This window comes from Variovorax gracilis, from assembly GCF_030317115.1.
Classification (GTDB): Bacteria; Pseudomonadota; Gammaproteobacteria; order Burkholderiales; family Burkholderiaceae_C; genus Variovorax; species Variovorax gracilis.
Genome location: NZ_JASZYF010000057.1, coordinates 1 through 19,009 on the forward strand (window position 1 = coordinate 1; position 19,009 = coordinate 19,009).

General features: G+C 66.9%; 14 protein-coding genes and 1 pseudogene. 7 read left to right on the forward strand and 8 right to left on the reverse strand.

Features of this window, described 5'->3' with window-relative positions:
• The 3 genes from QTH97_RS35575 to QTH97_RS35585 form a co-directional block, all read left to right on the forward strand.
• The coding region (locus QTH97_RS35575; protein ID WP_286573400.1) for a hypothetical protein at positions 1-315 on the forward strand (315 nt) is incomplete at its 5' end.
• Between the two features lie 362 nt (positions 316-677).
• Complete coding sequence (locus QTH97_RS35580) at positions 678-1,892, forward strand: alkane 1-monooxygenase (RefSeq protein ID WP_286573401.1); 1,215 nt, start codon at positions 678-680, stop codon at positions 1,890-1,892.
• 541 nt (positions 1,893-2,433) lie between these two features.
• Positions 2,434-2,913: an SgcJ/EcaC family oxidoreductase gene (locus QTH97_RS35585; RefSeq protein WP_286573402.1), complete on the forward strand. Its 480-nt coding sequence runs from the start codon at positions 2,434-2,436 to the stop codon at positions 2,911-2,913.
• A 241-nt stretch (positions 2,914-3,154) separates the two neighbouring features.
• Here the strand turns inward: QTH97_RS35585 and pgi are convergent, their stop codons facing one another.
• The 8 genes from pgi to QTH97_RS35625 are packed head-to-tail and all read right to left on the reverse strand — an operon-like array spanning position 3,155 to position 14,416.
• Positions 3,155-4,750 carry a glucose-6-phosphate isomerase gene (gene pgi / locus QTH97_RS35590; RefSeq protein WP_286573403.1) on the reverse strand — a complete coding sequence of 532 codons (1,596 nt, stop codon included), beginning with the start codon at positions 4,748-4,750 and terminating at the stop codon, positions 3,155-3,157.
• 3 nt (positions 4,751-4,753) lie between these two features.
• Positions 4,754-6,217, reverse strand: coding sequence for a glucose-6-phosphate dehydrogenase (gene zwf, locus QTH97_RS35595; protein ID WP_286573404.1), 1,464 nt, complete (start codon positions 6,215-6,217; stop codon positions 4,754-4,756).
• 35 nt (positions 6,218-6,252) lie between these two features.
• A complete protein-coding gene (gene eda / locus QTH97_RS35600; protein ID WP_286573405.1) occupies positions 6,253-6,885 on the reverse strand; it encodes a bifunctional 4-hydroxy-2-oxoglutarate aldolase/2-dehydro-3-deoxy-phosphogluconate aldolase in 633 nt (210 codons plus the stop codon).
• Positions 6,882-8,786, reverse strand: coding sequence for a phosphogluconate dehydratase (gene edd, locus QTH97_RS35605; protein WP_286573406.1), 1,905 nt, complete (start codon positions 8,784-8,786; stop codon positions 6,882-6,884). The genes eda and edd overlap by 4 nt, the downstream gene beginning before the upstream one ends.
• A 34-nt stretch (positions 8,787-8,820) precedes the next feature.
• The gene (eno, locus tag QTH97_RS35610; protein ID WP_286573407.1) at positions 8,821-10,113 is read right to left on the reverse strand and encodes a phosphopyruvate hydratase; all 1,293 of its coding nucleotides are present in this window, start codon (positions 10,111-10,113) and stop codon (positions 8,821-8,823) included.
• Positions 10,114-10,125: 12 nt separating this feature from the next.
• Positions 10,126-11,541: a pyruvate kinase gene (gene pyk / locus QTH97_RS35615; protein ID WP_286573409.1), complete on the reverse strand. Its 1,416-nt coding sequence runs from the start codon at positions 11,539-11,541 to the stop codon at positions 10,126-10,128.
• Positions 11,542-11,552: 11 nt separating this feature from the next.
• Complete coding sequence (locus QTH97_RS35620; protein ID WP_286573410.1) at positions 11,553-13,190, reverse strand: NADP-dependent glyceraldehyde-3-phosphate dehydrogenase; 1,638 nt, start codon at positions 13,188-13,190, stop codon at positions 11,553-11,555.
• Between the two features lie 23 nt (positions 13,191-13,213).
• The gene (locus QTH97_RS35625) at positions 13,214-14,416 is read right to left on the reverse strand and encodes an ROK family transcriptional regulator (protein WP_286573411.1); all 1,203 of its coding nucleotides are present in this window, start codon (positions 14,414-14,416) and stop codon (positions 13,214-13,216) included.
• 290 nt (positions 14,417-14,706) lie between these two features.
• Between QTH97_RS35625 and QTH97_RS35630 the strand changes: the two genes are divergently transcribed.
• The 4 genes and pseudogenes from QTH97_RS35630 to QTH97_RS35645 form a co-directional block, all read left to right on the forward strand.
• Positions 14,707-15,963, forward strand: a complete 1,257-nt coding sequence (locus QTH97_RS35630) for an ROK family protein (protein ID WP_286573414.1) — start codon at positions 14,707-14,709, stop codon at positions 15,961-15,963.
• Entirely contained in the window at positions 15,956-17,497 is a 1,542-nt protein-coding gene (locus QTH97_RS35635) for a sugar ABC transporter ATP-binding protein (protein WP_286573417.1), read from the forward strand. The genes QTH97_RS35630 and QTH97_RS35635 overlap by 8 nt, the downstream gene beginning before the upstream one ends.
• Positions 17,498-17,530: 33 nt before the next feature.
• Positions 17,531-18,601 (forward strand): ABC transporter permease subunit, encoded by a 1,071-nt coding sequence (locus QTH97_RS35640; RefSeq protein WP_286573419.1) that lies wholly within the window; start codon positions 17,531-17,533, stop codon positions 18,599-18,601.
• Positions 18,602-18,751: 150 nt separating this feature from the next.
• A pseudogene (locus tag QTH97_RS35645) lies at positions 18,752-19,009 on the forward strand (ABC transporter); the annotation flags it as partial.

Below are 19,009 nucleotides of genomic sequence, written 5' to 3' on the forward strand. Positions count from 1 at the left end.
CAGGAGCTTCGCGAACGATTCGATCCTGCTGACGAACTCGATACCCAAAGAATCCAGTGCTGCGTCGCGGGCGGCCCAAGGTTCGAGACGAGTTTTTCAACAGAATTGGCCCCGAACGCCAGTTCGCGATATGCCAAAGCGGCCGTTCATGCGATTTCGTTGGCCCTTGCATGTCGCCTGCTATCGAAGGTCAAGTTCCGAGGTACAGCAGTCGTACATCGGCAAAGATGCCGAAGTCAGCTTTCAGCCGCTGCCGACGTTGAGCTTGAAAACTCGAACAGCCGCAACCAGTCTGGAAGAGCCTTTCGGGGCTGATCGCGCCGGCTCGGCCGCTCCCCTGCCCCGATGCCTAGCCTTGGACCGTCCCAGCCACGCAACCTCCCGAGCTCGGTTAGGGCCGATAAGCGGGCCTTATCGCGCACCCGGGTGATCCAGGCGGTTCCTCGTTTGACGGCCTACACCAAAAAAACCGCACCATTGCCAACGTTGTGTGCCGCTACTGACAACGGGCCGCATGGGTATTTTGGTCTGGTCGATCGCGAGTTGGCGAGCCGGGGCGCGGGTGCCGGTGATGCCAGTGGACGCGGCTTCGGCGAGCTGAGGTCTCGCCAAGGGGAAGGATTGCCATGCGGGACGCTTGGGCGAAGAATGTCGAGGTTCCTCCGAGGTGCCTCGGCATGACGAAGCTCTATTTTTCCGTCGGTCCCGACGACCAGCGCGTCGAGTACCGCGACAGGAAGCGCTGGTGGTGGCTGCTCTCCGTGGTCTACCCGCTGTTGCCGTTCACCGGCATCGCATTGCACGCCGCCACCGGCCACGAGATCGCCCTGGGCCTGCCGCTGCTGATCAGCTACGGCCTAATGCCGCTGCTGGACCTGCTGATTGGGGAAGACCAGAACAATCCACCTGAGGCTGTCGTGCCGCAGCTCGAGCAGGAGCGGTACTACCGCTGGCTCACGTGGCTCACGGTGCCGCTTCACCTTGTCGCGCTCGTCGGTTGCGCCTGGTGGGTGGGAACACACGACCTATCGTGGTGGGCGGTGCTGATGCTCGCTTACGTGGCCGGCACCGACTCGGGGCTGGGCATCAACACGGGGCACGAACTGGGACACAAGAACACCGCTGTCGAACAATGGCTGGCGCGCCTCGTCCTGGCGGTGCCGGCCTACGGGCACTTCACCGTCGAGCACGGGCGGGGGCACCATCGCTCGGTATCGACGCCCGAAGACCACGCGAGTGCCCGTATGGGTGAGAGCATCTATCGCTTCGCGTGTCGGGAACTGCCGGGTGGGATCCGCCGCGCATGGTCATTGGAAGCCGAGCGCCTGGCCCAGCAACGCAGGTCGGTCTGGAGCGTGCATAACACCATGCTCCAGAGCTATGCCGTGACGGCGGTGTTGCAGATCTCGCTGATCATCGCCTTCGGGTGGGTGATGGTGCCCTTCCTGATCGTGCACAACATGGTGGCGTGGTGGCAGCTCACATCGGCGAACTATGTCGAGCACTATGGCCTGCTGCGCGAGCGACTGCCGAATGGCAAATATGAAACGCCGCAGCCGCACCACTCGTGGAACACCAACCACCTGGTCACGAATCTGGCGTTGTTCCACCTGCAGCGGCACTCGGACCACCATGCGTACCCGTTGCGCCGCTACCAGTCGCTGCGGCACTTCGAGGATCTTCCGCAACTGCCCAGCGGCTACTTCGGGATGTTCCCGCTCTCGTATGTTCCCGCGCTATGGTTCCGCGTCATGGACCCGCGGCTGCTGGCACTGCCGCATGTGAATGGCAACCTGGCGCGCGTCAACATCGACCCGGATCCGGAACGCCGCGCAAGGCTTGTTACGAAGTACGCCAGGGGTGGGGAAGCGAGCGGGAGTTTGCAGGCTTGAGTCGTGGCGTCGGTGGAAGATCTGATTTGGCCCCCTGGCCCTCCAAGACGTGGGGCGAGATGCGACAAGGTTCCCACCCTAGCTGCCTCGCTCGAAATATGCTCGAAGTCTCAGCGCACCCGAAATCGTCAAGACCAAGATCGGTGTGGCAGGCCACGAGTCAGTGCTTGTGTCGGTGCGTGTGTGTGTAGCGAAAACTGCCAGTCGGCATCATCAAGTGCCACCCATGCTTGATCGATTCCAGCATTTGCTTCCAGCCAAGCAACGATTTCCGGCTCCCGCTCGGCGGGAGCGTCGCCATCCGCATCGCGCCTCTTGGTGCGGCGACGCCGACAACTTCTGCGGAAGTTACCTGCCTGGGATTGCTGCCGCTTGCGTGACCCGAATAGCGGCACTGCGTCCGGTACCAGGCATGGCCGGTCCTGCGTCCTGGTACGGATCTGAGCCAACTTGCCGACGTACCTGTTTGGGGGTATATCGGCATGCGAGAGGCATCCAGCCTGTTCTCGTACGGTCAAGTTGCAGACCGCAAGGAGCGCCCGTGAAAAATGCTGCCGTGTTTTCGCTTTTAGCCGCGGGCACCCTGCTCTCCGGTTGCGCCTCGAGTCCACTGGGTTCCACATCCGCACGAACCGAAACCTGCAAGGCAACCAGCGAGCAGGAGATTGCTGCGCTGTTTGACCGCTGGAACCAGTCACTGCAAACCGGCGACCCGCGCAAGGTGGTTGAGAACTACGCGGATAGATCCGTTTTGCTTCCCACCGTTTCCAACACACCGCGTCTCAATGCGGCACAAAAGCAAGACTACTTCGAGCATTTTCTCCAAGACAAGCCGTTCGGTCGCATTGACTCCAGAACCATAGAGATCGGTTGCAACACGGCCGTGGATGCTGGCCTGTACACCTTCACCTTCGCCAAGACGGGCGCCGTCGTCAAGGCGCGGTACACGTACACCTACAGGTGGGACGGAAGTCGCTGGCTGATTACCAGCCACCATTCTTCAGCGATGCCTGAGAAGTAAAGGCTGGTAGAAGCGCGCACCGCGTTGCGCGCATGTGGGTTTCGTCCAGCAATGGAGTAAGCCATCGGTTGCACGATCGACCCCGGCCCGCAACGCTCGCGTCGGTGCAGGGCGTACGCATGGGTGGCGTGCGTGTGCCACATCCAGTGCGACATCGCGCGCAGAAGTTTCTCCGAGCTCGACGGGCTGGAGCCGGGTCGCCGGAGGCAAGGCTGCCTTCGACGACCCTCCACTGTCCCGATCAGTCCAGTAACCGCCGCAGCAGGCCCGCAGTTGAGGCATCAAGGCCCTGCCTGTCGCCGCTTGCCATGCGCGGCAGCAGGTCGCCGCAGAGCGCCTTGCCGAGCTCGACGCCCCACTGGTCGAAGCTGTTGATCCCCCAGAGCGCGCCGCTCGTGTAGACGCGGTGCTCATACATCGCGACCAGCGCGCCGAGGCTGTGAGGCGTCAGCCGGTCGAGCAGCAGCGTGGTGCTCGGCCGGTTTCCGGGGAAGGTCCGATGCCTGGCTACGATCTCCGGCGCCAATGACTTCGCGGCGGTGGGTGCGCTCTCCACCATCGCCTGGCTCGTGCGCTTGCCGAGCATCAAGGCCTGAGCCTGCGCCAGGCCGTTGGCCAGCAGCTTCCTGTGTTGGTCGACCAGATCGTGCGTTGGGTGCTTGACCAGCAGGAGCTCGACCGGAATCACGTCGGTGCCCTGATGCAGCATCTGGAAGTAGGCGTGCTGGCCATTGGTACCAGGCTCGCCCCACACCACCGGGCTCGTCGCGAAGGGCAAGGCGTTGCCGTCGAGGTCGACGCACTTGCCGTTCGATTCCATCTCCAGTTGCTGCAGGTACGCAGGCAGCCGCTTGAGCCCCTCGTGGTAAGGCGCGACGCTGCGGCTCGTGAAGCCGTGGAAGTTGCGATACCAGACGTCGATCAGCCCCAGGAGCACCGGCAGGTTCTTCGCGAGCGGCGCGGTGGCGAAGTGCCTGTCCATCGCGTGGGCGCCAGCCAGCAGCGCGCGGAAGTTGTCGGCACCGATGGCCAGGGCGATCGGCAGGCCGATGGCCGACCACAGCGAGTAGCGGCCGCCGACCCAATCCCAGAAGCCGAAGGTCGTGTCGATGCCGAACTGGGCTGCCGCCGAGACGTTGGTGGTCGTCGCGACGAAGTGCTTCGCGGTGTCGGTGCCGCCGTGGGCCGCAAACCAGGCCTTGGCCGCCTGCGCGTTGGCCATGGTCTCCTGCGTCGTGAAGGTCTTGCTCGCGATCACGAAGAGCGTCTCGGCCGGGCGCAGGTGGCGCAGCACCGAGGTGATGTCGTGGCCGTCGACATTGGAGACGAAGTGGAGGCTGAGCGCCGGGTGGACGAATGCCTCCAGCGCCGGCACCGCCATCTGCGGCCCGAGGTCGCTGCCGCCGATGCCGATGTTCACGATGTGGCGGATGCCGCTGGTACGCGTGTCGCGCACCGACTCGACATAGGCGAGCATCGCGTCGAGCACGGCATGCACCTCGTCGCTGAACGGACCCTGCCCTCGCGGCGCGCGCAGCGCCGTGTGCAGCACGGCGCGGTCCTCCGTGGTGTTGATCGCGGCGCCGGCCAGCATCGCGTCGCGCCGCTTCTCGAGCTGGCACTCGCTCGCCAGATCGACCAAGAGCTTCATCGACGCGGCGTCGATGCGGTTCTTCGACAGGTCGGCAAACATGCCGGGCGCCTCGACCCCCAGCGCATCGAAGCGGCCGGGGTCGCGGGCGAAGGCCTCGCGCAGGTCGAACTGGTGACCATCGGCTTCGTAATGGCCACGCAAGGCCGCCCAGGCCTGGGTTTGATCGCAGCGGGGTGTGTTCATGACTCAGGACTCCTCGCGCCAGGCCGCACCGTCGCGCCCGACCAGTGCGCTGGACGCAGCGGGTCCCCATGAGCCGGCGCTGTACGGGCGCGGTGTTTCGCCGGAGGCCTGCCAACCGTTCAGGATCGGCTCGCACCATCGCCACGCGGCATCCAGTTCGTCCCGGCGCATGAAGAGCGTCAGGTTGCCTCGGATGGCGTCCAGCAGCAGGCGTTCGTAGGCTTCCATCGGACGCTGCTTGAAGTGCTCGGCAAAGTCGAGGTTCAGGCCGACGGGCCGGAGGTTCATCGTGTCACCGGGTACCTTGGCCATCATGAACAGCTTGAGTCCCTCCTCCGGCTGGAGCTGGATCACCAGTTGGTTGCCGAGCGAGTCTTTCCCTGCAGCCGGAAAGATCGAATGCGGAACGCTGCGGAAATTCACGACAATCTCGGCCACGCGCTCGGCCATCCGCTTGCCGGTGCGCAGGTAGAAGGGCACGCCCGACCAGCGCCAGCTCTCGAGCTCGGCGCGGATGGCTACGTAGGTTTCCGTGGAGGTGTCGGGCGGGATGCCGGCTTCATCGAGGTACCCGGGCACGGCGGCGCGGTCGACCGTTCCCGCGCGATACTGACCGCGCACGGTGCACGAGCCCACGTCGGCTTGCGTGATGGGTGCGAGCGCGCGAAGGACCTTGAGCTTTTCGTCACGAACCGCGTCGGGATCAATGGATGTCGGCGGCTCCATCGCGACGATGCACAGCAGCTGCAGGAGGTGGTTCTGCACCATGTCGCGCAGCGCACCGGTGCGGTCGTAGAAATCACCCCGGGTTTCCACGCCCACCTGCTCGGCGATGGTGATCTGCACGTTGCGCACCCAGGTGCGGTTCCAGAGCGGCTCCAGCAACGCATTGGCGAAGCGCAGCGCGAGCAGGTTCTGGACGGGCTCCTTGCCGAGGTAGTGGTCGATGCGAAAGATCTGCGGCTCGGCGAAGACGCTGCCCACGTCCTCGTTGATCTTCTGCGCGGAGGCCAGGTCGCGCCCGAGGGGCTTCTCCAGCACGACGCGCGAATTCGCGTTGACCAGACCGGCGGCCGCCAGGTTCTTGCAGATCGGCGCGAAGAAGTCGGGCGCGGTGGACAGGAAGAAGACACGCACCTCCGCGGGCGAGTCCTTCAATGTCTTGGCCAGCACGCTGAAATCCGGCGGCGTGTTGGCCTCCACCTGGGCATAGTCCAGCCGCTGCGCGAAGGTCGCGAAGGTGGCCTCGTCGATGTCGGCGGCAGGGACGAACCTGTCGAAGCTCGCCTCCACCTTCGCGATGAATTCGGCCCGGCTCAGCGTCTCGCGCGCCAGGCCCAGGATGCGGCCGTGCTCCGGGAGGTCGCCATCGCGGTGACGGAAGTACAGCGCAGGCAGCAGCTTGCGCATGGCGAGGTCGCCTGTCCCGCCGAAGAGCAGCAGATCGAATGAATTGACCTTTGGCATCTGAATTCCTTTATGTGCGTGAGAGGTGCGCCCGGTCAGCGCACGGCCGGCCGCAGGCCGGCGGTTTCGCTCGCCAGCGCGGTGATCCGCCCCCAGTCGCCCGCAGCGACCGCGCTGGCCGGCGTCAGCCAAGACCCCCCGACGCATGCGACGTTGGGCAGTGCCAGGAAGTCCGGCGCGGTGGCAGCCGTGATCCCGCCGGTCGGGCAGAAGTTCAGATCGGGGAACGGCCCGCCCAGCGCCTTCAGCATGCCGATGCCGCCGGCTTGTTGCGCCGGAAAGAGCTTGAGCTCCGTGAACCCTGCCGCGCGCGCCGCGATCACGTCGGACGGCGTCATCACCCCGGGCAATAGGGGCAGCGCGCTGTCCCTGGCCGCGGCAACCAGCTCCGGTGTCAGGCCCGGACTCACGCCGAACAGCGCGCCCGCCTTGAGCGCCGCGTCGAAGTCCTCGGGGCGCGTGATGGTGCCCACGCCGGTGATCGCGCCTTCGACCTCGTTCGCGATGGCCTCGATCGCCTTCAGCGCCACCGGCGTGCGCAGGGTCAGCTCGAGCACGCGGACGCCGCCCGCCACCAGCGCGCGCGCCAGTGGCACGGCGTCTTCGATCCTGTCAATGACGATGACCGGGATCACCGGCCCGGTCCGCATGAGGTTGAGGATGTTCATGCCGTGACTCCTTGGGCAAATGCGAAATGGTCGTGAACGGGCGCGACGGGTGCCGCGGTGGTCGAAGCGGCGGACTCGCTCGCGTGGAAGGTGACCGCGCCCTCCTCGGCGCCCAGCGCGTTGGCGCGGAACGCCGCGAACAGTTCGCGGCCCATGCCGTGGTGGGATTCGCCGAGGTTGGCGGTGGCCGGCTGGCGCACCTCCCACTCGGCGGCATCGACGCGGGCTTCGAGCACCCCGCGCTGGCCGTCCAGGACGAGCATGTCGCCGTCGCGCACCCGCGCCAGCGGTCCGCCGGCGAGACACTCGGGCGTCACGTGGATCGCCGCGGGCACCTTGCCCGAAGCGCCGGACATGCGCCCATCGGTGACCAGCGCCACGTGGAAGCCCTGGTCCTGCAGCACCCCCAGGAGGGGCGTGAGCTTGTGCAGTTCGGGCATGCCGTTGGCGCGCGGACCTTGGAAGCGCACCACGGCCACGAAGTCGCGCTGCAGCTCGCCGCGGTCGAAGGCGGCGATCACCGCTTCCTGGTTGTCAAACACGATCGCCGGAGCCCGCACCACACGGTGTTCCGGCTTCACCGCCGAGGTCTTGATGACGGCGCGGCCGAGGTTGCCGGTGAGCAACTTCAGTCCGCCATCGGCGCTGAACGGGGCCGATGCCGGTGCGAGCACGCTGGCGTCCGCGCTCTTGCGCGACACCTCGCGCCAGCTGAGCCGACCGTCGTCGTCCAGATGCGGCTGCTGCCGATAGCGCGCCAGGCCGCCGGCACCGGCCACCGTCAACGTGTCGCCGTGCAGCAGGCCGGCGTCGAGGAGTTCGCCGATCACGTAGCCCATGCCGCCCGCGGCGTGGAACTGGTTCACGTCCGCCTTGCCGTTCGGATAGACGCGCGCGATCAGCGGGACCAGGTCGGACAAATCGCGAAAGTCGTCCCAGTTGATGACGATCCCGGCCGCGCGCGCGATCGCCACGAGGTGGATCGTGTGGTTGGTCGAGCCGCCCGTGGCCAGCAGGCCGACGATGGCGTTGGCGATCGTGCGCTCGTCGACCACGTGGCCGATCGGCGTGTACTCGGCTCCCTCGGCCCCGATTTCGACCGCCCGCCTCGTGGCCGCTGCGGTCAGTGCGTCACGCAACGGCGTGTTCGGGTTGACGAAGGCCGCGCCCGGCAGGTGCAGGCCCATCACCTCCATCAGCATCTGGTTGCTGTTGGCCGTGCCATAGAACGTGCAGGTGCCCGCGGCATGATAGGACTTCTCCTCGGATTCGAGCAGCGCGTCGCGGCCGACCTCGCCCTTGGCGAAGCGCTGACGCACGCGTGCCTTCTCGTCGTTGGAGATGCCCGAAGGCATCGGCCCGCCGGGCACGAAGATCGTGGGCAGGTGGCTGAACTGCAGCGCGCCGATCAGCAGGCCGGGAACGATCTTGTCGCAGATGCCCAGGCACAGCGCGGCATCGAACATGTTGTGCGACAGCGCGACTGCGGTGGACAGCGCGATCACGTCGCGACTGAAGAGCGACAGCTCCATGCCGGGCTCGCCCTGCGTGACGCCGTCGCACATGGCGGGGACGCCGCCGGCGAACTGGGCGGTCGCACCGGCCTCGCGCGCGGCCTGCTTGATGAGGGCCGGGAAGCGCTCGAAGGGCTGGTGCGCCGACAGCATGTCGTTGTACGACGAGACGATCGCCACATTGGGTCGTCGCATCTCGCGCAGCATGATCTTGTCGCCGGGTGGCGCGGCGGCATAGGCGTGGGCCAGGTTCGTGCAGCCGAGGGCCTGGCGGATCGGGCCCTTGGCGCGGGCGCGTTCGAGCCTGGCGAGGTAGGTGGTGCGCGACGCGGCGCTGCGGATGCGGATGCGGTCGGTGACCGCGGCAAGCATTGGATGGAGGCTCATCTGGGTGGTCTCGAACAGAGGCGGGTCCGGGCCTTCAGCCGCGCAACACCGGGAATGCGCCGCGGCCGCCGTAGACGGCATCGGCGCCCAATTCCTGCTCGATCAAGAGCAGGCGGTTGTACTTGGCGACGCGATCGGAGCGGCACAGGGAGCCGGTCTTGATCTGCGTCGCGCCGGTCGCGACGGCGAGGTCGGCGATGGTGACGTCCTCGGTCTCGCCCGAGCGGTGCGACACCACCGCCGAGTGGCCGGCACCGACGGCCATGTCGATGGCGGCGAGCGTCTCGCTGAGGGTCCCGATCTGGTTGGGCTTGATCAGGATCGAGTTGGCGATGCCGCCCGCGATGCCGCGTCCGAAGATCTCGGTGTTGGTGACGAACAGGTCGTCGCCGACCAGCTGAACCTTGGCGCCGAGCCGCCCGGTGAGCAGCTTCCAGCCGACCCAGTCGTCCTCGGCCAGGCCGTCCTCGATCGACAGGATCGGATAGTGCTCGACCAGGTTCGCGAGGTAGTCGACGAAGCCTGCCGAATCGAAGCGCCTGCCTTCGGACGCGAGCACGTAGTACCCGTCCTTGTGGAACTCGGAGCTGGCCGCATCGAGACCGAGCCAGATGTCCTTGCCGGCCTTGAAGCCGGCCTTGTCGATGGCCCGCAGGATGGTCTCGAGCGCCGCCTCGTTCGACGGCAGGTCAGGCGCGAAGCCGCCTTCGTCGCCGACGGCGGTGCCCAGGCCCTTCGCCTTCAGGATCGACTTCAACGCATGGAAGACCTCGACGCCGTAGCGCAGCGCTTCGCGGAAGCTCGGCGCGCCGACGGGCAGGATCATGAACTCCTGGATGTCGACGTTGTTGTCGGCATGCGCGCCGCCATTGACGATGTTCATCATCGGCACGGGCATCTCGAACTGGCGCTGGCCCTCTGGCGCAAGGTGCCGGTACAGCGGCAGCCCGCGCTCCGCCGCGACCGCCTTGGCCACGGCCAGCGACACGGCAAGGATGGCGTTGGCGCCCAGCCGCGACTTGTTCGGCGTGCCGTCCAGCTCGAGCATCACCTCGTCGATGCCCTTCTGGTCGGCGGCGTCGTGCCGGAGCAGCGCGTCGCGCAACTCACCGTCGATATGGGCCACCGCGCGCGTCACGCCCTTGCCGAGGTAGCGCGACGCGTCCTGGTCACGCAGCTCGACCGCCTCGCGCGATCCGGTCGATGCGCCCGAGGGCGCCGCCGCGAAGCCGCCCGCGCCCGATTCGAGGACGACGGCGGCCGCGACGGTCGGATTGCCGCGGGAGTCGAGGATCTCGATGCCCTGGATGTGCTTGATCGTTGTCATGGGAGTTCTCCTTCAGGCGCGTGCGATGTGCAGCAGATTGGTCGTTCCGGCCTTGCCGAAGGGCATGCCGGCGGCGATCACCACGATGTCGCCGGGCCTGGCGTAGCCTTCGTCGCGCGCCACGGCGCAGCCCGTCTCCACCATTCCGGGCACGTCGCTGACGTCGTGCTCCACGTGCACCGAGTGCACGCCCCATGCCAGCGCGAGCCGCCGCGCGACGGGCAATTCGGGCGTGATGCTGACCACCGGCACCACGGGACGTTCGCGCGCCGCGCGCAGGCTGGTGTAGCCCGAGCGGGTGTAGGTGACCATCGCCGCTACCGGCACTAGGCTCGCGGTGTGCCGCAGCGACGAGCAGATGGCATCGGCCACCGTCGGCTGGGGTGCGCTGTGCGATGCGTCGATCACGGTGCGGTAGTGCGGATCGCGCTCGACCTCGGCAATGATGCGGCCCATCATCGCGACCGCCTCGCGCGGGTACTGGCCCGAGGCCGATTCGGCAGAGAGCATCACCGCATCCGCGCCGTCGTAGATCGCGGTCGCGACGTCCGAGGCCTCGGCGCGCGTGGGCACTGGCGCGCTGATCATCGATTCGAGCATCTGGGTGGCGACGATCACCGGCTTGCCGGCATCGCGGCAGGCCCGCACGATGCGCTTCTGGATGCGCGGCACCTGCTCGGCCGGCAGTTCCACGCCGAGGTCGCCACGCGCGACCATCACTGCATCGGACAACGCGACGATGGCGTCGAGCCGCTCGATCGCCGCGGGCTTCTCCAGCTTGGCGAGCACGCCCGCGCGCCCCTGCACGATCTCGCGCAGCTCTTGCATATCCTCGGGCCGCTGCACGAAGGACAGCGCCACCCAGTCGACGCCGAGCTCCAGGCCGAAGTCGAGGTCGGCACAATCCTTAAGTGTCAGGGCCGAGATCGGCAGCAGCACCTCCGGCACATTGACGCCCTTGCGTTCCGACAGGATGCCGCCCGCAATGACGGTGGTGTCCGCGAAGTCCACGCCGCAGGCCTGCACGCGCAGTCGGATCTTGCCGTCGTCGAGCAGCAGGTCGGTGCCGGCCTTGAGTGCGGCAAAGATCTCGGGATGGGGCAGCGGTGCGCGCTTCGCAGTGCCCGGCGCGGCATCGAGGTCGAGGCGGAACGCGTTGCCGGCGACCAGCGTGACCGGGCCGTCGGCGAAGCGGCCGACGCGCAGCTTGGGCCCCTGCAGGTCCAGCAGGATGGCGATGGGCCGCCCGGTCTCCTGTTCGATGTGCCGCACGATGTCATGGCGCTCGCGGTGCTGCTCATGGCTGCCGTGGCTGAAGTTGAAGCGGAACACATCCGCGCCCGCTTCGAAGAGCGCCCGGATGGTGTCCGGGTCCGAGGTGGCAGGCCCGAGGGTGGCGACGATCTTGGCGTGGCGTTGGCGATGCATGGTTCGCTCCCTCAGAGAATGAAGCCGGTGCTGATGAAGCTGGACTTGTGGTCCTGCACGATGGCGTTGAGCAGCCGCTTGCTCGGCTCGGTCTGTTTCGCCGCCACCATCGAGCGGATCGAGAAGGCGCGCAGCGCGTCGGCCACGGACAGCGTGCCCTCGGCCGAATCCTTGCGGCCGGCAAAGGGAAACACGTCGGGGCCGCGCTGGCACTGGCAGTTGATGTTGACGCGGCAGACCTGGTTGACCAGCGGGTCGACGAGGGCGCCGATCTGGGCGGCATCCGAGCCGAAAATGCTGACCTGCTGGCCGTGGTCCGAGGTGATGACGTACTCGAGCGCGGTCTCGATGTCGTCGAAGGGCATCACCGGCACCAGCGGGCCGAACTGCTCCTCGCGGTAGAGCTTCATGCCCTCGCGCACCGGATACACCACGGCGGGATGGAACAGCGTCTGGCAGAACTCGCCGCCGCCCTCGTTGACGATGCGCGCGCCCTTCCCCTTTGCGTCTTCCAGCGCCTCGGTCATGTAGGCCGTGCGATGCAGGCCGGGCAGCGGCGTGATGCTGACACCCGCCTCCCAGGGCATGCCGACCTTGAGCCTGGCGAGCTCCTCGGTGAAGCGCTGCAGGAAGCGCTCGGCGATGGAGCGGTGGACGATCAGCATCTTGAGCGCGGTGCAGCGCTGGCCGTTGAACGACAGCGCGCCGAGCAGGCACTCCTTGACCGTGAGCTCGATGTCGGCGTCGGGCAGCATGATCGCGGCGTTCTTGGCGTCCAGCCCGAGGATCGCCCGCAGGCGGTGCGACTTCGGGTGCTGCTTCTTCAGGTGGTCGGCCACCTTGCTCGAGCCGATCAGCGCCAGCACATTGACCTTGCCGGAGGCCAGCAGGCGCGGCACCACGACCGCGCCGGGCGCGTAGATGGTGTTGATCACGCCCGCAGGGAAGGCCGTGCGGAAGGCGTCCAGCAGCGGATGGAACAGCAGCGTGCCGTACTGCGGCGGCTTGAACACCACCGTGTTGCCCATCAGCAGCGCCGGGATCAGGGTCGCGAAGGTCTCGTTCAGCGGGTAGTTGTACGGGCCCATGCACAAGACCACGCCGAGCGGCGTGCGCCGGATCTGGCCGATGGTGCCCTCGGTCACGACGAAGCGCGAGCTTGCGTTGTCCAGATCCTTCAGCGCCTCGATGGTGGCCTGGATGTACTCGACGGTGCGGTCGAACTCCTTGCGCGAATCGGCCAGGCTCTTGCCGATCTCCCACATGATCAGCTTCACGATCAGTTCGCGCTGCTGCGCCATGCGGCGCACGAACTCCTGCATGCAAGCGATGCGCTCGGCCACGGCCATGGTGGGCCATTCGCCGCGGCCGTTGGCGTACGCGGCCACCGCGGCGTCGAGCGCGGCATCGCTCTCGGCCTCGTCCATCACCGGGTAGCTGCCGATCTCGACCTGGCGCACCTCGCCAGACTTGCCGTCGCGGGTGCACACCGGCGACAGCACGGTCTTGCTCGGGCCGTTCCATTCGATCAACCGGCCGGCAACCAGGGAACGGCGCTGGTGCACCTGCTCGGCCAGTCGATGTTCGGACGGGATGTCCTCGAGGGTGGGAAAGTGCTGGGCGAGTTGGGCGCTGCGGTCCGTGGTCATGGGGGTCTCCGTAGGGTTGGGGATCAGCGATCGAGCTTGAGAAACAGGTCGCGATCGGGGGCAAAGTTCGCGTACAGCGGCAACAGGGCACCGCCGATCGCACGTGCATCGGCACCGACGGCGCCGGCGAGCAATTCGGGACGGGCGATGCCTTCCCAGCTGAATCGGTGCAGCGCGCCGTCGATCTGCGCGAGCACCTCCGCGAGCATTTCGCGGCTGAATGACCCATCGACGATCACGCCGTCGAGTTCCAGCAGCGCTGTCGCGCTGTGAATGGCCATGGCGATCGCCGGGCTCGCCTGCCGCATCCATTCACGCGTGACGGGCATCCATGGCGCTTCGACCGCGCGCGCGTCGGCGACGGCACGGGCGTCGAGCCCCGCCTGCGCGTACATCTTCTCGAGCGTGAACAGAGACGCCACGCTCAGCACCTGGCGAGGCGGTGCGCCATCGGCGCCGCCGAGTCCGAGCGGCATCGACCCCAGGGCGCCGGCGTTGCCGGTGGCTCCAGGGCGCAGATGGCTGTCGATCACGAGCCCCCCGCCGATGAAGGTGTCGATGAAGACATACAGGAAGCTTCGGACGCTGCGCCCGCGTCCGGCCACCAGTTCGGCCACGCAGGCGGCTGCCGTGTCCTTGACGAGTTCGACCGGCAGCGTCGTCATGGCAGCCACCCGTGCGCGGATGTCGATGTCGTTCCACTTGGCGGCCTGCTCCGGCGCCACGCCGAGCAGCGACTGCCAGCCGCCGAGCGACAGCGGCGCCGCGATGCCGATGCCGTGCAGCAACTGCGCGCGCTCGGGACCGAGCGACTGGCGCAAGGTCTTCAGGCGCACGCGGATCTCGTCGAACAAGGTGTCGGGATCGGGGAACTCGTAGGCCAGCGTGAGGCGCTCGCGCACCTGCGCGGTGAAGTCGACCAGCAACACGTCCAGGCTGCGTCGACCGATCTTGATGCCGATCGAATACGCGCCTTCGGGATTCAACGCCATCGGCACCGACGGCTGGCCGATCTTGCCGCGCAACGGCGCGCGCTTGAGGACCAGGCCGTCGGCCTCCAAGCGCGAAATGATGATCTGCACCGTCTGCGCCGTGAGATTCGTCAGGCGCGCGATCTCTGCCTTCGGGATCGGCCCGTGCAGGCGAATCGCCTGGAGCACCACACGCTCGTTGAACTGGCGCATGCCCACCTGGTTGGAACCGCGCGGGTCGATGTTCTTTGGCAAGGTCGTTGTCTCCACGTCCGAACGGTCGGCGGGCCGACCGCGAATGCTCTGGCTGTCGCCATTGCGACACCAAGATTATGCCCCGGGTTCATTAATAAATCAATTGCATTTATTTAAGGCGGTCGCGACCCTTGACTGGGTGATTCCTTCCAAGAGTCGCTGACTCAAGACCCATCCTCGGGAAATCCCTGATCTCACGCGCCGAATGAACCTCTAAACTTTCTTCAACTTGAATTAATTAATGATCCGAAGCAGCACAAAAGCCGGATCAGCACCCAAGGAGACATGTGGTGAGACAAAGCGGCCCCGGTCGGGGAACGAATTCGATCAACCTGCGCCTCTACAACGAGCGCACGCTGCTGCAGCGGCTGCGCCGTGCGGGCGAGGCATCGAAGGCCGACCTGGCGCGCTGGGCTCAACTCACGAACACGGCCGTCGGCAGCATCGTGCAGTCCCTCGAGGAGTCGAGGCTGATCGAGCCCGCGGGCCGGCGGCAGGAAGGCCAACGCGGCCAACCCGCCGGGCTGTACCGCATCAATCCCGAAGGCGCGTACGGCATCGGCGTGCGCCTGGACCGCGCCAGCATCGAGACGGTGTTGATCGATCTGGGCGGCAAGATCCTGGCGCGCGAGGCGCACGACCTGCTGCTCCCCCACCCCGATGAGGCGCTCGCGCTGGTGCACAAGGGTATCGGCCGCATGCTGGGCGTGCTCAACGCTGGGCAGCGCCGCCGGCTGATGGGCGTGGGCCTCGCCCAGCCGTACAACCTCGGCAGTTGGCTGCGCGAACTCGACCTGAAGGCCGACTTCCGCGTCTGGGACGACGTCGATTTCGGGACCATGCTCGCGCAGGCCGTGGAGCAACCGGTGTTCAAGGAAAACGACGGCAACGCGGCCGCGATCGCCGAACTCTTCTTCGGCATCGGCCGCGAGGAAAGCGACTTCCTCTATGTCTTCATCGGCGCGGCACTTGGCGCGGGCGCGGTCATCGGCGGCGAGAGCCTGCGCGGCAGCACCGGCAACGCGGCCGACTTCGGCCTGATGCCGGTGCCGCCCAGCGCGCTGGCATCGGCCCCGCCGTCGGACCGGCGCTGGGACATCCTGCTTTCGCGCGCTTCGCTCAACGCGCTGACGCGCCATCTGCGCCACAACGGCATCCGGGTGCGGAATCACGACGATCTTGAAGCCTGCATCGGGTCGGGCGGACGCGAGGTGCGCGAATGGATGGACGACTGCGTGGACGCGCTGGTTCCTTCGCTGCGCGCTGCGCTGGCCGTGCTGGACCTGCCCGCGGTGGTGATCGATTGCGACATCGACAACGGCCTGATCGACGAACTCATCCGGCGCCTCGATGCAGGACTGCGGCAGATCGCGCCCGAAGCGAGGCAGACCCCACGGCTGCTGCGCGGAAGTTTCCGCGCCAATGCCGGCGCCGTCGGTGCAGCCAGCCTGCCCATGTTCTTCAGTTTCTCGCCCCGCGCCGACGTCCTGCGCGGACAGCCCGCCTCCGCCTTCTTCCATCCCGCAAAGGAGACCTCTCATGCCTGAAGCCACCCCTCACCTGCTCGAGTTGCGCAACATCTCCAAGACCTTCCCCGGCGTGAAGGCCTTGCAGAACGTGCAATTGCACGCCAACAAGGGCCTCGTGCATGCCCTGATGGGCGAGAACGGCGCCGGCAAGTCGACGCTCATGAAGATTCTCTCGGGCGCCTACATGCCCGACCCCGGCGCCGAGATCCGCATCGACGGCAAACAGGTGACCATCGACGGCCCGCTGGCGGCCAAGGCGCTCGGGGTGTCGGTGATTTACCAGGAGCTGAGCCTCGCGCCCAACCTCACCGTGGCGGAGAACATCTACATGGGCCGCCCGATGGTCAAGGGCGCGCTGGTCGACCGTGCCGGCATGGCCGAATCGTGCGCTGCCACGCTGCAGCGCCTGGGCGCGGACTTCGGGCCGGCCACCATCGTCGAGACGCTGTCCATCGCGCAGCGCCAGCTGGTGGAAATCGCCCGCGCGGTGCACTTCGACTGCCGCATCCTGGTGATGGACGAGCCGACCACGCCCCTGTCCACCCACGAGACCGACCGCCTCTTCGTGTTGATCAAGCGCTTGCGCGACGAGGGCATGGCGATCCTCTACATCAGCCATCGCATGGACGAGATCGATGAACTGGCCGACGAAGTGACCGTGCTGCGCGACGGCACCTATGTCGGCACGCTCGAGCGCGCCGAGCTCTCGCGCGACAAGCTGGTGAAGATGATGGTGGGCCGCGATCTTTCGGGCTTCTACCGCAAGGAACACCAGGGCCTGCACACCGGCGCGCGCACGCTGGCGGTCAGGAACATGTCCGACGGTCGCCGCGTGCGCGGCTGCAGCTTCGAGTTGTTCGCGGGCGAAGTGCTGGGCCTGGCGGGCCTGGTCGGCGCCGGCCGCACGGAGCTGGCGCGGCTGATCTTCGGCGCCGATGCCCGCACCGGCGGCGAAGTGCAGATGGGCAACAGCACCCTCAAGATCGAGCAGCCTCTCGACGCCATTCGCTCGGGCATCCTCTACCTGACGGAAGACCGCAAGGGAGAGGGCCTGTTCCTCGACCTGAGCGTGCGCGACAACATCAACGTGATGGTGTGCCCGCTGGATGCCGCGCGCGGCGGCGTGATGGACGGCCGCCGTGCCTTCGAGCGGGCCCGCGACGCCATCAAGCAGCTCTCGATCCGCGTCGCCTCGCCGCGCGTCAATGTCGGCTCCCTGTCGGGCGGCAACCAGCAGAAGGTGCTTCTGGCGCGCCTGCTGGAACTCAAGCCCAAGGTACTGATACTCGACGAGCCGACGCGTGGCGTCGACATCGGCGCCAAGAGCGAGATCTATCGACTGATCGACGAACTGGCGCGCAGCGGCGTCGCCGTGCTCGTGATCTCGAGCGAGCTGGCCGAAGTGGTCGGCGTCTGCGACCGCGTGATCGTGATGCGCGAAGGCCAACTGGTCGGCGAGGTCGGCGGCGACACCGGCATCGCGATCACCCAGGAAAACATCGTGGCACTTGCCACGGGCGCCACCTCCGGCACCGTGCCGACCGTGCACTGACCCTCTTGCCCCTACGCCCCCAGGAGATCCACCATGAACCCATCACACCCGGCCGATCCGGCCCTGCCCGAGCCCTTTCCGGCCGCCGCGCCCGTTGCCGACGGCAGCAGCACCCCCGGCGCGTCCGTCGCCGAGCACGTGAAACCCGCGGTGCCGACTTCGCGCGGCAAGGACTTCCTGCGCTCCATCGGCATGCTGCCGGTGCTGATCCTGCTGTGCATCGGTTTCGCGGTGTCCAGCGAGAACTTCGCCAGCTGGCAGAACTTCTCGATCATGACGCAGCAGGCCTCGATCAACATCGTGCTCGCGGCCGGGATGACTTTCGTCATCCTCACGGGGGGCATCGACCTGTCGGTCGGCTCCATCCTCGCGGCATCGGCCGTGGTGGCCATGCTGATGTCGAATGTCCCCGACCTGGGCATGCTTGGCATCGGGGCCGGCCTGCTCTGCGGGTTGCTGTTCGGCCTGATCAACGGCGTGCTGATCGCCTTCGTCAAGCTGCCGCCCTTCATCGTGACGCTCGGTTCGCTCACTGCGGTGCGCGGCATCGCGCGGCTGATCGGCAACGACGGCACCATCTTCAATCCCCAACTGCCCTTCGCCTTCATCGGCAACGGCGACGTCCTGGGTGTGCCGTGGCTCGTGATCATCGCTTTCGCGGTGATTGCACTGTCGTGGTTCATCCTGCGGCGCACGGTGCTCGGCCTGAACATCTACTCGGTCGGCGGCAACCCGGAGGCCGCGCGGCTCGCGGGCATCAAGGTGTGGGCGGTGCTGCTGTTCGTGTACTGCACCTCGGGGCTGCTCTCAGGGCTCGGCGGCGTGATGGCCTCGGCACGGCTCTATGCGGCGAACGGATTGCAGCTCGGCGCCTCGTACGAGCTCGACGCGATCGCCGCGGTGATCCTCGGCGGAACCAGCTTCGTCGGCGGCACCGGATCGATCCTCGGCACGCTGATCGGCGCGCTGATCATCGCGGTGCTCACCAATGGCCTGATCCTGCTGGGCGTGTCCGACATCTGGCAGTACATCGTCAAGGGCCTGGTGATCATCGGCGCGGTGGCACTCGACCGCTACCGTCGCAAAGGCTCCGCAAGGACATGACAGGCACACCCCCCCGGCCTTGCGTACTTCGTGTCGCTTCGCCCCCTTGCAGGGGGCAACACCTGCGGACCGGCGCAGCCGGATCTGCGGTGTTTCACGAACGACTGAACGACCATCACTCTTGATTTCGACCACCACCAGGAGACTTTCATGCGCACCAAGCAACTCTTCACCCTCGCCGCCATTGCCGCTGCCCTCACCCTGCCCGTGGCGCACGCCCAGCAGAAGGAATTCAAGAACGTGGGCATCACGCTCGGCTCGATGGGCAACCCCTTCTTCGTCTCGCTCGCCAAGGGCGCGGAGGCCAAGGCCAAGCAGTACAACCCCAATGCCAAGGTCACGGCGCTGTCGGCCGACTACGACCTGAACAAGCAGTTCTCGCAGATCGACGGCTTCATCTCCGCGGGA

Excerpts from the sequence above, each read along its gene's own strand:
- eno (WP_286573407.1), bottom strand. The coding sequence starts at position 10,113 with ATGACAACGATCAAGCACATCCAGGGCATCGAGATCCTCGACTCCCGC.
- QTH97_RS35635 (WP_286573417.1), top strand. The coding sequence starts at position 15,956 with ATGCCTGAAGCCACCCCTCACCTGCTCGAGTTGCGCAACATCTCCAAG.
- eda (WP_286573405.1), bottom strand. The coding sequence starts at position 6,885 with ATGAACATCCTCAACCTCATGCGGACCGGGCCGGTGATCCCGGTCATC.
- QTH97_RS35580 (WP_286573401.1), top strand. The coding sequence starts at position 678 with ATGACGAAGCTCTATTTTTCCGTCGGTCCCGACGACCAGCGCGTCGAG.
- pgi (WP_286573403.1), bottom strand. The coding sequence starts at position 4,750 with ATGAACACACCCCGCTGCGATCAAACCCAGGCCTGGGCGGCCTTGCGT.
- zwf (WP_286573404.1), bottom strand. The coding sequence starts at position 6,217 with ATGCCAAAGGTCAATTCATTCGATCTGCTGCTCTTCGGCGGGACAGGC.
- QTH97_RS35640 (WP_286573419.1), top strand. The coding sequence starts at position 17,531 with ATGAACCCATCACACCCGGCCGATCCGGCCCTGCCCGAGCCCTTTCCG.
- QTH97_RS35620 (WP_286573410.1), bottom strand. The coding sequence starts at position 13,190 with ATGACCACGGACCGCAGCGCCCAACTCGCCCAGCACTTTCCCACCCTC.
- pyk (WP_286573409.1), bottom strand. The coding sequence starts at position 11,541 with ATGCATCGCCAACGCCACGCCAAGATCGTCGCCACCCTCGGGCCTGCC.
- edd (WP_286573406.1), bottom strand. The coding sequence starts at position 8,786 with ATGAGCCTCCATCCAATGCTTGCCGCGGTCACCGACCGCATCCGCATC.